The following is a 12,779-nucleotide window of genomic DNA, read 5'->3' on the forward strand; positions in this document are numbered from 1 at the left end:
CGACCGCGGTACACGCGGTCTCGAACCGTTCCTTCCAACCGCCTCTTACCAGAGTGTACGGCCGCTGTCTCGCCTCGAGGGCGCCACGAAAGCGAGCCATCCACCCTCCACGGTCGTCCGGCTGGTCCCGCAGGGGGTCGGCGACCCACGGCACGTCGACGTCGAGCAGGAGGGTGAGGTCGTAGGTGCGTCGATCGGCTTCCCGGCGAACCGCCTCGGGGCAGGCGCCGAAGTAGAAGTCGCTGTAGAGCGTGGTGGTGACGAGATCGGTGTCGATGAACACCACACGTCGAGCCAGGGTGGCGGCCGCGTCTTCGGTGCGGGCGTGCCCTTTTGCGATCTCGGGGATGTCTTCGGCGATGACGAAGCTCTCCGGCGTGGGAAGAACCCGTTCAGCGTTCGCGCGGTCGAGATAGGGGCGGGCGTACTCGGGCACCCAGATCGTGTCGTAGTGCTCGGCCAGCTGTCGTGTCAGAGTGGTCTTGCCCGTCGACTCCGGGCCGTACACGCACACCCGCCGCACGTGCCAGGGCCGTGCCGGCCAGGCGATGAGATCCCAGGCGCCGTCGGGGTCACGCCGCACCCGGGTGGCGCTCACGGGCACGGTCGAACGGTCGAGGTCGACGCATACATGGCGGGCTGCGCCGAGCTCGAGGGCGAGCCGGTCGCCGTAGGTCTCTGATGAGAACACCACCTCGATGGGGTGTGGCAGCACCCGCAGCAGCGAGGCGCGCCAGATTTCCCAGAACCGCGGGTGCTCGTGCGGATGCTGCGGGTTCTCGTCTGTGAGATGGACGACGCGCGCCTCGGGGAAGAGCGCCCGCATCCAGGCGCAGCGCAGCGACCCGGGAATGGGTTCCTCGCGCAGCGTGCCCACCACGATGGTGAGGTCGTCGCACTGACGCATGGCCTCACGGATCAGGTGAATGTGCCCGCGGTGGGGCGGCATGAACTTCCCCAGCACCATGCCACGCATCACGAACAGCCTTCGCTTCGCCTGGATGCGTCTCTCACGGGGTGTCCTCGACCGCGGCGAGCACGCGCTGCCAGCGTCGAAGACCCTGCACGGCGAGACAGAGGAAGACGGCGTAGAGCACGGCGGTGAGGTAGAGCGCCTTGTACTGGTACATCCAGATCGAGATCACGTCGACCACAATCCAGAGCATCCAGTTCTCGATGCGCTTGAACGAGAGCAGGTACTGCGCGATGAGGCTCATCACCGTCTGGGTCGAGTCGACCCACGGCAGGCTGGCATCGGTGTAGCGGTACAGCGTGTGGGCCAGCAGCGCCGTGCCTGCTGCGAACATCGCCAGCAGGGCCAGGCGGGTTCGAGGTGGGGTGCGTGACACCACGAGCGGTTCGTGGTCGTCATCGCCGCGCGCCCACGCAAGCCAGCCGTATATCTGGAGAGCGATGAACACCCCCTGCAGCCCCATGTCGGCGTACAGCCGGCTCTTGAAGAAGACCACCACGTAGAGCGCCGCGCTCACCAGGCCCGTGGGCCAGCACGCCATGTGCTCGCGCACCGTGAGCCATACGCAGGCGAACCCCGTGAGCGCCGCGCCCCACTCGAGCGCGCTCGTGGCAGCGATCTGGGAGATCAGCGTCTCGATCACGCGTCCCCCTCGAGCCCGATCGTGCGCGGTGACCCAGCGCCACCAGAGCGGCTGTACTGTATCCACTTGCCGTCGAGACCTTCGTCGCGCGTGATCGTGATCGATGCGTCGGCTCCGAGAGCGCTTCGCAGCGCGAGCGCGATGGCCGCTTCGTCGACTGTTCCGGTGTAGCGGAACGAAAGCCCTTCTTGCTCGTCCTGGTGAAGCGCGAATCGTGACAGGGCGATGTCGCGCAGCGCGTGGGTGATGTCGATGTTGTTCACCGGACGGCCGTCGCTGGCGGTGAACACCACGGGAGGGCGACCCTCGAGCCCATCGATGTAGACCCCGTCGGGCGCGCAGCGAAGCACGCCGTGGTCACCGGTGCGATAGCGAAGCAGCGGCAGGAAGGGGTTGTTCCCCCCGCTCAGCACGATCTCTCCCCGCACCCCTGGAGGGCAGGCTGCGCCGTTGCCATCGACGATCTCGACGAACAGATCCGGACGTAGAAGGCGGTGCCCGCGGGATGTTGCCACGGCCACGTAGCGGCACTCGGTGAGCGAGTAGACATCGAGCACGGGGCAGCCGAAGTGCCCCTCGAGCCGTGCACGGGTGCCGGGGAGCAGGGTCATGGCCGTCGACAGCAGGGCCTTGGGGCGGGTCTTCAGATCGAGTGCGGCCAGGGCTTCGAAGCTCAGCGGGGTGCCGGTGTAGATCTCCGGGCACAGCGCGTCGAGGTAGCGCGTCACGTCGTCCGGCGATCGCCACTGCGACGACTCGATGTTGAGCTTCACAAAGCCTGCGCCGTCGAGAACCGACGAGACGGTGGCGTAGGTGAGGGTGGCCGTCTGGGCCCCCACCAGCACGATGGAGACCCGTCCCGCGCCGCCGGTCAGGGTCACCCCGTGCGCGGCGAGCGCGCGTCGCATCAGCGGAAGGATGCTTGCTGACGTCACCGCGTCTGCCATGACGTGCAGCGAGGTGCCTGTGGTTCCGGATGTGTCGTAGACCATCATGGGCGCAAGGGGCTGGTCGTCCGGGACGAATCGCGTGGCCTCGCGTCTCAGGTCATCGCGCGACGTGAGGGGTAGCGCGCGAAAGCGAGGCAGCGAGGTGACGGGGGAGGCGTCGTAGGCGCGGTAGAACGGCACGTCTCGCAGCACGCGTTCGGTGAAGTCGATGAGCCATGCGGGCAGCTCGCCCTCGCCCCAGAGGGCGGCGTCGCGACGGCCGAATGCGCGCACGGCCTCGAGCCCTGCGGCGTCGAGCTGGTCGCCGCAGGCGTAGTTCCACAGCGGGGCGTTCGGGTGCTCGCGCATGAAGTCGAGCTGCGCCCGCCCTGCGTCGGTGAGCAGGGGGTGTCTCGTGCGGTCGTCGTCGAGGCTCGGATGTCTCACGGGGTCACTCTCCGGAGTAGGTGGCGGCGGCCTCGGCCTCGGCCTTGCGACGCGCCTCCTCGAGCACCTTGCGGTTGCGCTCGTCGGCGGCCCGCGATTCGCGCAGCACGCGCTGGCGCTCGGCGCTGCTCATCGTTGTGAGCCGATCCTGCGCCACAGCCACCGTCTCGCCCCTGGGACGAAGGCCCAGCGCGCGAAGCATCGTGCGGGCCGTCTCCTCGCGACGATCGGCGTCGGCTACAAGCTGCGACGCGTTTACGTGCGGCGCGAAGTCGTCGAGCCCATCGAGCATGAATCCGCGGACGTTCTCGGCGGCGGCCCGTGGGTCGAAGCCTGGGGCGGATCGGCCCCGAAAGAAAGCCAGGGCGTGGGCCGCGACGAGGGCGCATCGCAGGCGGTTGCGCTGCTTCTTGTCGCTGCTCTGCTGCAGGCAGAAGCGGTTGCTCTCCATCGGCGTGAGCATGCGACCACCGAGGGCGCTCAGCAGATCGGAGACGACCGCCCCTACGTGCACCTCGCCTCGGCCATCGACGTCCATCGGCTCCCCGAGGAAGTCGGCCGGGCATTCGGCGATGTGACGCAGCAGCGCCTCTATGGAGGGGCCTTCCACGGTGACGGTCCAGTCGGGGGGGGTCCAGCTCATGCAGGTGGGAGGGAGCAGGGCAGTGCGGTCGTCACGGGTTCGTCTCCTCGCTGCCGTACTTCTTTCGGCTGAACTCGCGGGCAAAACCTACGAGATCTTCCCACGTGCTGACGCGCGTGACATCGAATCCGAGCTCGTGCAGGCGAACGAGAGGCGGGCTCTTGTGCCAGTCGAGATAGAGGTTCAGCAGCAGCGTGCCACCGCCGCCCGCGCGGTCGAGGGCCATGCGTGCGATGTCGGCGCCATCGGTGCCCCTGTTGTCTTTCGCCAGCATGGTATCGACGCCTTCGTCTGAGATGACCATGATGTGGGTCTTGCGGTGCCGCAGACGAGACGCTCGGTCTGCGTAGGTGTCGACCAGCACGTGGAGCGGAAACGCCGTACCGCCACAGATGTAGCCCGTGAGAACGCGCAACAGGGCCGTCTCGTCGGTGATGAAGCCCTGGGTCATCTCGAACTGACCGGGTCCGCTCCAGAGCGTGACCTGTACCCGCGCGCCCGCTCGAAGCGCGGAGAGGCACATGATGGCCCCCGCCAGGGTCAGGTAGGAGATCTGCTGCTGCGGGTTGGGCATAGAGCCCGAGCAGTCGACGTAGAGATCGAGGTCGATGGGCTGGCGCTTGGGCTCGACGCCCGCCATTCGCCCCCACGCGCGTCGGTACGTCGTGAAGCCGGGAATCACACGGGGGCTGGCCATCACGCTCTGCAACCAGTCGACCTCCTCGAGGGGCGAGCCGATGTCCCACGCCTCGAGCCCCTCCATCTCCGGCTCGTCGCTCTCCGGCTGGCGCACCGTGGGAAATCGCACGAGGTGGGGGCGGGCGCGGTCGCGATAGTACAGGACCGCGGCCTCGTGATCGTCGAGGGGCATGCCAAGAGCGCGCAAGATGGATCCGTACTCGAACGGCAGCCGCGCCTGACCTCCTGGAGACGAGGGCTTGGGCACGGGGGGGCCAGGCGTCTTCTCGCTGAGGCGTCGTCCTTGGCGCTTTCCGGGTTCGTCTTCGTCGTCTTCGGCTTCGCCGTCTTCCCCGGTCAGCGCCGGATCGGCACTCGGGTGAAGTCCCGCGCCCATCTCATCGTCGTCGATCTCCACCAGGCCGGTGGGCGCTTCCCCGCCGGCGTTGGGGGTGAGCGCGTCGAGCCATCCGCGTAGCACGCGCATCACGTGGCCCGTGCTCTCCTCCTCGAGGTAGGGGAAGCAGAGCGATGCGAACCGCCCACCGCCGAGCTGCCAGTCGCGGGCGTACACCCGCACGATCCGGGCGCCCAGCTGCGCGTCGCCCTCCAGCACAGCGTCGCGGCTCGACAGTGCTCGTGCCAGGCTCTGTCGCGGCAGGCTCCACAAGATCTCGAAGATGCGCATGTAGAGCGTCCAGAGCGGAGAAGGCTTCGCGGTCTGCTCACGTGAGGCGGTCTTCTCGAGCTGCGCATAGACCCCCGCGAGGTCGAGGGTTCGCGCGCGCTGCAGCCGATCGTTGATGAGCAGGTCCTCGAACATGTTGGCGAGCATGGGGGCGTGCGTCTCGCGGCTCGGCAGGGCTCGGCGCATGCGCGCCAGCAGGCGGGCCGCCTCGTTCACCGAGGCAGGGGTGTACATGTGATGACCGATCTCGTGCCCCATGATCTCGAGGGGGAAGCGTTCGAGTGAGGCCTGACGGATCTGGTGCATGTTCAGCACGATGGCCTGATCGCGCAGCCGTATCATGGCGAACGATTCGGTGAGGCCCTCGTGGGCGGCTTCGGCGCCGCTGCGACACCAGCGCGGCTCGCCGAGCTGGGTGTAGCGGCTCCACAGCGCCAGGGCCTCTGGCCACCGCGCTCGCCAGGCCTCCACCAGCGCGTCGAGGGCGGCGTCAGCCACGGGTGTGTCCGATGACGAACACGTGATGGGTCGAACTCAGCGTCACGGCCAGGGTGTCGTCGGTGCTCGCCCACGAGCGTGCGTCGGCCAGCACCTCGATGCGCTGCCGCTCTCGCCCTCGCCAGACCGTGCCATCGCGGTCGAGGGTGAAGGCGCCCATGCCCGGCCAGGCAGGCATGGGGCCGACCCGGTGAAACGTGCTGCCGAAGGCGTCGACCGAGATCTGCCACGTGTCGCTTCCATCTGTGGCGAAGAGCCGGTTCTCTGATGTGCTCACCGTGGGGGGGCGCTGGAACACGCCTCCGAACCCCCGAAACGCGCCGATGCGCGCGCGAATCATGGTGCGTGCTTCCGGCTGTTGTGGGGATCCGGGCGCGTGCCATCGATCGACTGTGAGGCGTTCCAGCATCTGTGCGACGTGGGCGGTGCGCGCTGCGCTGTCTGAGGGGAGTCGCGCAAGACACTGCGCTGCATCTGCGGCCGATGCGTCGACGGCGAGCGCGACCAGGGAGGGGTCGAGCGATGGCGCCACCTTCAGTGCGCCCTCGCGGTAGTGCGCGAGCCCGGCGCGCCAGGCCGCCACCTGTCCGAAGCCGAGGAGGTCGTCGAGGGAGGGATCGAGTTGGGCTGCTGCCCCCACGGCGCTGATCCAGCGCTTCGTGGGAGAGGCCCCCCGGGTGCCGATCTGCAGGGCCGCGTTCACCACCGCGGCCACGACGCGGCGCGGTTCGCGCGCCAGGGGATGTACGAGCTTCGGTAGCAGGTCGGTGAAGATGAGGGCGATCTCGGGTCGGTTCAGCAGGTCGGCTCTCAGCATCTCGAGCGACAGGTCATACACCGCAGCTCCCGTGTCGATCACCTGCTCGGGGAAGACCTCTGCCACCGCGTTCACGATGGGGGCCACCCGCAGACTGAGGTGGTCGGAGAAGGCATGGGCGTCGAGGCGCGGGTTGTCGTGGCGCGCCTGCGCGAAGGCTGCATTGAAGCGGTCGCGCCGCTCTTCGAGCACCGCCGCGAAGGCTCCCCGAACCCGCGGTTCGCCCGTCAGCTCGACCACTGCAGCCAGCTCAGGTAGTTGGTATAGCGCTGGTGCATGTACTTGAGCGCCAGCACGTCGTCATAGACGTGACCATAGAGCTTGGCGCCGCGCGCCTGCTCGGCCATGAGGCGCTCGATGCGCACGATGCGCGCCCGGGCCTCGTTCTCGCTCACCCCGTCGAGGCCTTGCGCCAGCTCTTCCTGCAGGGCCGCCACCGGATCGGCGGTGTCGAGCTGCAATCGGTCGTACTCGGCGCAGGCGCTGTCGAAGAGCAGGCGCAGCCACGAGACGCGGTCAACGCGATAGATGCCGTTGCCGGGCGCGTCGAAGAACGGCGCCTCGTGGTTCGGCTCGAGCTTGTCGTGCAGCACGAAGGGCAGCACGTTGCGCAGATCGTCGAGCTCGACGCTGGCGTTTCCGCGAAACCAGGCGAGGGCTTTGGCGAATTCGAGGGCGCTCATGAGGGCCCGCACCGAGACGCCGTTGCGGGTCTGGGTGCCCAGATCGCGCAGGCGATCGCGGCCCGTCTCCTGCGCCGAGAGGGTGGCGAAGTCAGCGCCGGCGAGCTTCACGGTGTCTTTCGTGCGGTACTCGATCTGGGCCCCGCCGAGCTCGCACAGCTCGAACTGGCTCGCGAAGAACTCGAGCCTTCGTCGCAGCGGCGCGGGGAGCGTCACCTGCCGGATGGCGTTCTTCATGGCGTCCATCTCGGCCACGGTGAAGACGAGGCGCTGCGGCATCACCTGCTCGGGACGCAGCCCCTCCTCGACGCGCACCAGAAGGTCGCGAACGAACCGCGAGTTGAAGTGGAGCGCATGCACGGTCACGTCGATGCGATCGCGCAGGGCCTCGATCACCGCGTAGGTTCCCCCGCCGGCGTCGTCGTTGGCGGTGAGGTACCAGGCCGCCTCTGGACATTCGTAGGTGTGGTCGAGGATCTCGGCGTAGTTGTCGGCCAGCACGGTGAGCAGGGCGGATTGGGTGCGGGTGGGGATGCGGTTGTACTCGTCGATGATCTTGACCCGCATGCCGAGCCACTTGCGCCACGAGATGCGGATGTCGCTCATGCTCTGCGCACCGATGAGGTCTGCCGGAAGCGGGTTGCCGAGCAGGTCAGAGATGGTCATCTGCGGCTGGCCGTGCTGGATGGCGCGATGCACCTCATCGAGGGGATAGCCGGCGAGCAGTCCCATGAGCACCGCGCTGGCCGTCTTCCCGCGGCCCGGTCCGCCCACCAGCAGGCAGCGGCGGCGCACTGCGAAGTTGAGCAGCGGCAGCAGCACGAAGCTCGAATACGACTGCCCCGTGGGGAGCGTGACCACGGCTTTGCTGTCACCGATCTGGTAGCGCTGGGGAGGCGTGGTGTTGTACTCGATGTCGTAGTGGGGGCTGATGATGGCGTGGTTGACGATCCAGAAGTAGGCCTGACGCAGCTTCTCATCGAGACCCGTTGCCGTGTCGACCGGCTCGCCCGCGTCGATGGGCCCGCGGTAGAGGTCGGCCACGTCGAAGGTCTTGGGCCCGCCCGCGGCCGACGGGGGGCGCGTGGGGGCCTGGGAGACTCTCTGGAACAGGTTCTTCAGCACACGGGAGAGGTTCGGTTCAGGCCTGCGACAGGCCTGCCGAGGCCGCTTGTGGGCCTTGCGGCAGGCACGGGATCAGGGACGGGGTGTGACGTGCCGGCTCAGCGCACCTTCGAGCTGTGCAAGGGTGTCGATGGTCAGATGGGCAGGTGCGTCGTCGGCCGACGCCACGCTCAGCCCGGGCGATCCGCCGGCCATCGAGTGCGGGGAGCGCAGCCACACGGTGAGCATGCCGCGATCGCGGGCAGGGGGCAGGTTGCGTGGCGCATCGTCGACGAACAGGCAGGTGCTGGCGGGGGCGCCGATGGCGTCGAGCAGTCGCGCGTAGGCGTGCGGGTCGGGCTTGGGACGCAGGTCGGAGTGCCGGATGTCGAACACGTTCTCGAAGAGATCGTCGACGCCCAGCGCGGCGAGCACGCGGCAGGCGTATTCACGTGGGCTGTTGGTGAACACGTGTCGACGCCCAGGCAGCCGCAGCAGCATCGATCGCAGCGCTTCGTCTCGGGTCAGGAAGGCTTCGACGGGCACGTCGTGCACGTCGGCCAGAAACGCCTCGGCGTCAACATCATGGTTCACGATGAGTCCGCGCAGCGAGGTGCCGTACTGCTTCCAGTACTGCTTCTGCACGGCTCGGGCCTCGTCGGGGGGAAGCTGGAGGGTCTCGGCGACGCGACGGGTGATGCGCTCTGAGATCTGGGCGAACATTCCGTTGGTGGCCGGATAGAGGGTGTCGTCGAGGTCGAAGATGTAGTGCTCGATGTGCTGCATGAGGCGGCGAGACTTCGCGTGGATGGCGAGCCTTCCCTCTGTCGAGGTCGCTCAGCGAACGTTCCAGACTTCGGTGCCCATCTCTCGGCGCATGTCGATGTAGGCGTCGGTCCAGCGGCCTGTCTCTTCTCGGATGATGAAGGGCTCGGCATCTCGACGCTCGCCGCCGAACCCACAGACGAAGAGCGAGATGAGCGGGGGATGACCGTGGCGTGCCACCACGTCGCGGCGCTCGCGCAGGGTCAGGCCTGCGCGGGCGATGGCCTGCTCGGGGCGCGGGTCGGTGCCGGCGTGGCAGAGGCAGAACACGCCGTCAGGTCTCAGGTTCCGAGCAGCGGCCTCGCAGTAGTCGAACACATCTCCCCGCAGCTCGACCCTCGCGGCGGCGCGCTGCGGATGCGGGGACAGGGTGGCCTTCGACGCCGGGAAGTAGGGGGGGCTGCCCGTGATCAGCTCGAAGCGGGCCTCTCCCGCGAGCACGTGCGCGTCGCGGAGATCGCCCAGGCGGATGTCGACCCGATGTGCGAGGTCGTTGTGAATCACCGTCTTGCGCGCGAGCGACGCGCTGATCTCTTGCGCCTCAACGCCTATGAGGGTGGCCTCGGGAGCCATGCGCCACAGGGTGAGCAGGCCCACCGATCCGATGCCGCATCCCAGGTCGAGCAGACGGCGCGAACCGGGCCTCGCTCGCGCCGCTGTCCAGGCGGTGAGCACGTCATCGGCGGAGAACCGGTGCCCCCCTTTGAGCTGGTGGATGCGCCAGCTGCCAGCCAGGTGATCGAGGGTCTCGATGTCGACGTTGTCGGTCATGGAGAGTCTGGCGAGGCGCCCGTCCGGCGCCGTCGCGCGCCGACAGGGCTCAGACGCGCGCCAGCTGCGGGGCTTTGGCGTGCTCCACCGTGCGGCTGTCGTAGACCACGCTCGTGAGCTGGTTCATCTCGAGGATGTGGGTTCGCCCGTCGGTGTGTCGGTACTCGAGCTCGACGACCAGTGGCGACCCGAGCTTTCGTCGCCCCTCGAACGGGATGAACCCACTGGGTGCGAGTGCCACGAAATGACGGAGCTGCGCTTTGAACATGTCCTGTCCCACCCTCTCGGCCACACGGCCGCAGATTTCCTCATCGCGTCTCAGCGCGGGGTGCCCTCTGGGCCACACTGAGGCCGGCGCGGCCATGCACTGGGTGCCGGCACCGGCGAACGGCCACCAGCATAGCACACAACCTGGTCGTATGCACTAGGTCGGAAGACGTATTCTGGTCGGATCACCCGGGCCGGAGGTCACCTCGAGCACAGATCGGAGACGAGGAACTCGGGGTTCGGTCAAGAACACGACCGTATGCAGATGCGATCGTCGTCAACCCGTATCCGGTCAGTCGAGGCCGAGCCCCTCGATGTGCCCCTCATCGAGCCGTTTGTCATCGCCATCGGACGCCTGGACCAGGTGCGCAACGTGCTCATCACGGTGACGCTCGAGAATGGCGTCATCGGGTATGGCGAGGCGGCGCCACTCGAACCCATCAACGGCGAGAACCAGGCGACCGTTCTCGCGGTGGCGCAGACCCTGGGGCCGCTGCTCGTCGGGCGCGACGTGTCCGAGTGGCGCAGCCTCTCGACGTTCATGGCGGGCATCTTCGGCGCGCAGTGCGCCGCGCGCGCGGCCATCGAGATGGCCTTTCTCGATGCGCTCACCAAGACCATGGGAGTGCCGCTCTATACCTTCTTCGGAGGCGTGAAGGCCGAGGTCGAGACCGATATCAGCATTCCCATCGTCACGGCCGCGCATGCGCGTGAGCTCGCGGCGGCCATCGCCGCACAGGGCGTTCGCGTGATCAAGCTCAAGGTGGGAAGCGGCCTCGACGACGATGTGGCGCGCGCGCTGGCTGTCGCCCAGGGGGCCCCCACGTGCGCGCTCACCCTCGACGCCAATCAGGGCTACACGGCTTCTGAGGCGGTCGAGCTCGTGCGTCGGCTGCGCAACCACAACGTGCGCGTGCGCCTCTTCGAGCAGCCTGTCGCGCGCGATGACCTCTTCGGGCTGAAGTTCGTCACCGAGCAGTGCCGGGTACCCGTGGCGGCAGACGAGACCGTGGCCAGCGCGGCCGACGCGCTGCAGGTTGCGGCAACGCGCAGCGCCCACGTGGTGAACGTCAAGCTCATGAAGAGCGGCATCGTCGAGGCCATCGACATCGTGGCCGTCTGTCGCACGGGACACCTGGGGCTGATGATCGGCGGGATGATCGAGACCAAGCTCGCCATGTGCTGCTCCGCCCACTTTGCCGCGGGGAATGGCGGATTCGAGTTCGTCGATCTCGATACGCCGCTGCTGCTCGCCGAGGATCCGTTCGACGGGGGATGGGTGCGCGAGGGCGGGCGGTACCGCCTCGACCACATCACGGCCGGCATCGGGTGCTGGCCGCGCGGCCGTCCCCAGGGCACGCTCGCCTCGTAGCGGGGCGGGGAGGCGCCTCTTCTCAGCGCTCCCGTGTCTGTGTGGTTCCTCGTGTCACGCCGAACTGCTCGTGCACGCCGACGCATCGCACCACCTCGGGCGCTGTGATCTCTCCGCGTATGAGACTGCGGTAGGCATCGAGAACCCGGCGCGCCTCGTCTCTGTTCTCGCGCACGAACTCGACGCGCAGCACCCCCACCCCCCGGGCCGTCAGCACCGGAACCAGTGAGGCCGCGCTCTGCGCCAGTGCGTTGAACACCGTGTTGCGACATCCCACGTCGACGATGACCGGGTGCTCGAGCCCGACGCGGTCGCGCAGGGTGACCTCGTGCTTCTCGCAGGGGCGTCCGCAGGTTCGATGGTCGCGCCCCTCGCTCAGGGTGTTCGAGTAGACGCAGTGCTCGGTGTGGAAGGTGGGGATGTGGTGGTGCACCGTCACCGCAACGCGAGACGCCGGCACGTGCTCGAGCATCGACATCAGCTGCGTCTCGTCGAGATCGTGTGAGGCCGTGACCGTGTCGAGCCCGAGTGAGAGCAGGTGGGCGGCGGTGATGGAGTTGGTGACGTTGAGCGAGAAGTCGCCGTGCACTTGCGGACGGCGCACCTGTTCAGCGAAGTGCATCACGCCGGCCCAGTGCCGCACCAGCACCGCATCGGGGGCGAGCCTCTCGATGCGGCGGTCGTAGCTCTCCTCGCCCGGCTTCTGAACGCGCACGGTGGCGATACCCACGGCAAGGCCGGCCTCGCGCGCACGGGTGACGGCCTTGGCCAGTCCGACCATCTCCATCCAGTCGAGGGTGACCTCGTCGAGTCCGCTGTCGATGGCCGCTTCAAGCTGCGCTTCGGTGCGGCACAGGGGCACCAGACGTGTCGTTGCGCGGTCTGCGCGCCGCACCTCGATGGGCATCGCGGAGAGCCGTTCCGTGCGCAGATCAGCGACCTGCGGGCGCGGGTCGATGAGACGCCGCGGTCCCGCGTCGAGCACGGCGGTGAGTGCCGAGACGATCTCTCTTCTCAAGCCCTTCAGCTCGCCGATGGGCAGGAACAGGCCCGCGTCGAGGGCGCTCGCGTCGAGGGTCCCCAGTCGAAGGGGTGTGCCGCCGAAGGCGCAGAGTTTGTCGCGCAGCAGGGGCTCTGCCACGCCTTCGTTGCGTGACGCCTGCAGCGCGCTCGCGCTTCGCACCGAGATGGTCTCGAGAGCGAGGGCAGCCCTCGCCTTGCCGTCCTTGCCTCTGGCTGTGCTCTCGTCTGGCGTCGCGCCCGCAGAGGTCGCGTCGGCGCGCACGGCGCTCGTCGCGTCGGGCGGCGCCCCTTGCGCGGCTCGTGCCGGGTCGTGCCACGGGAGGTGCACGGTGGCCGTCACCTCGAGCGGTTCGCCCGCGCGTCCCTGCACCCGCACATCAACGACGATCCGCCCTTCGGGCTCAGGCGCCTTCAGGGC

General features: G+C 68.2%; 12 protein-coding genes. 1 reads left to right on the forward strand and 11 read right to left on the reverse strand.

Going from position 1 to position 12,779, the window contains the following annotated elements; genetic code table 11:
- The 10 genes from EB084_09745 to EB084_09790 all read right to left on the reverse strand — a co-directional run.
- A partial coding sequence (locus tag EB084_09745; protein NDD28532.1) for a transcriptional regulator occupies positions 1–979 on the reverse strand: 979 nt, incomplete at its 3' end.
- Between the two features lie 31 nt (positions 980–1,010).
- Complete coding sequence (locus EB084_09750) at positions 1,011–1,592, reverse strand: nicotinamide riboside transporter PnuC (protein NDD28533.1); 582 nt, start codon at positions 1,590–1,592, stop codon at positions 1,011–1,013.
- Between the two features lie 20 nt (positions 1,593–1,612).
- Positions 1,613–2,992 (reverse strand): capsule biosynthesis protein CapK, encoded by a 1,380-nt coding sequence (locus EB084_09755; protein ID NDD28534.1) that lies wholly within the window; start codon positions 2,990–2,992, stop codon positions 1,613–1,615.
- A 4-nt stretch (positions 2,993–2,996) separates the two neighbouring features.
- Positions 2,997–3,635, reverse strand: a complete 639-nt coding sequence (locus EB084_09760; GenBank protein NDD28535.1) for a hypothetical protein — start codon at positions 3,633–3,635, stop codon at positions 2,997–2,999.
- A 31-nt stretch (positions 3,636–3,666) separates the two neighbouring features.
- The gene (locus tag EB084_09765; GenBank protein ID NDD28536.1) at positions 3,667–5,499 is read right to left on the reverse strand and encodes a VWA domain-containing protein; all 1,833 of its coding nucleotides are present in this window, start codon (positions 5,497–5,499) and stop codon (positions 3,667–3,669) included.
- A complete protein-coding gene (locus tag EB084_09770) occupies positions 5,492–6,556 on the reverse strand; it encodes a hypothetical protein (protein NDD28537.1) in 1,065 nt (354 codons plus the stop codon). Before EB084_09770 ends, EB084_09765 begins: the two co-directional genes overlap by 8 nt.
- A complete protein-coding gene (locus tag EB084_09775) occupies positions 6,544–8,121 on the reverse strand; it encodes an ATPase (GenBank protein NDD28538.1) in 1,578 nt (525 codons plus the stop codon). Before EB084_09775 ends, EB084_09770 begins: the two co-directional genes overlap by 13 nt.
- Positions 8,122–8,196: 75 nt before the next feature.
- Positions 8,197–8,889 (reverse strand): pyrimidine 5'-nucleotidase, encoded by a 693-nt coding sequence (locus tag EB084_09780; protein ID NDD28539.1) that lies wholly within the window; start codon positions 8,887–8,889, stop codon positions 8,197–8,199.
- Between the two features lie 51 nt (positions 8,890–8,940).
- Entirely contained in the window at positions 8,941–9,699 is a 759-nt protein-coding gene (locus EB084_09785) for an SAM-dependent methyltransferase (protein ID NDD28540.1), read from the reverse strand.
- 49 nt (positions 9,700–9,748) lie between these two features.
- A complete protein-coding gene (locus EB084_09790) occupies positions 9,749–9,991 on the reverse strand; it encodes a hypothetical protein (protein NDD28541.1) in 243 nt (80 codons plus the stop codon).
- 240 nt (positions 9,992–10,231) lie between these two features.
- On the opposite strand from EB084_09790, the gene EB084_09795 reads away from it, so the two are divergent.
- A complete protein-coding gene (locus EB084_09795; protein NDD28542.1) occupies positions 10,232–11,338 on the forward strand; it encodes a dipeptide epimerase in 1,107 nt (368 codons plus the stop codon).
- A 22-nt stretch (positions 11,339–11,360) separates the two neighbouring features.
- On the opposite strand, the gene EB084_09800 is transcribed toward EB084_09795, so the two are convergent.
- The coding region (locus EB084_09800) for a U32 family peptidase (protein NDD28543.1) at positions 11,361–12,779 on the reverse strand (1,419 nt) is incomplete at its 5' end.

Source organism: Pseudomonadota bacterium (assembly GCA_010028905.1).
Classification (GTDB): domain Bacteria; phylum Vulcanimicrobiota; class Xenobia; order RGZZ01; family RGZZ01; genus RGZZ01.

Bases quoted from the DNA above. Each gene is read 5' to 3' on its own strand.
- EB084_09780 (NDD28539.1), bottom strand. From the start codon at position 8,889: ATGCAGCACATCGAGCACTACATCTTCGACCTCGACGACACCCTCTAT.
- EB084_09760 (NDD28535.1), bottom strand. From the start codon at position 3,635: ATGAGCTGGACCCCCCCCGACTGGACCGTCACCGTGGAAGGCCCCTCC.
- EB084_09785 (NDD28540.1), bottom strand. From the start codon at position 9,699: ATGACCGACAACGTCGACATCGAGACCCTCGATCACCTGGCTGGCAGC.
- EB084_09795 (NDD28542.1), top strand. From the start codon at position 10,232: ATGCGATCGTCGTCAACCCGTATCCGGTCAGTCGAGGCCGAGCCCCTC.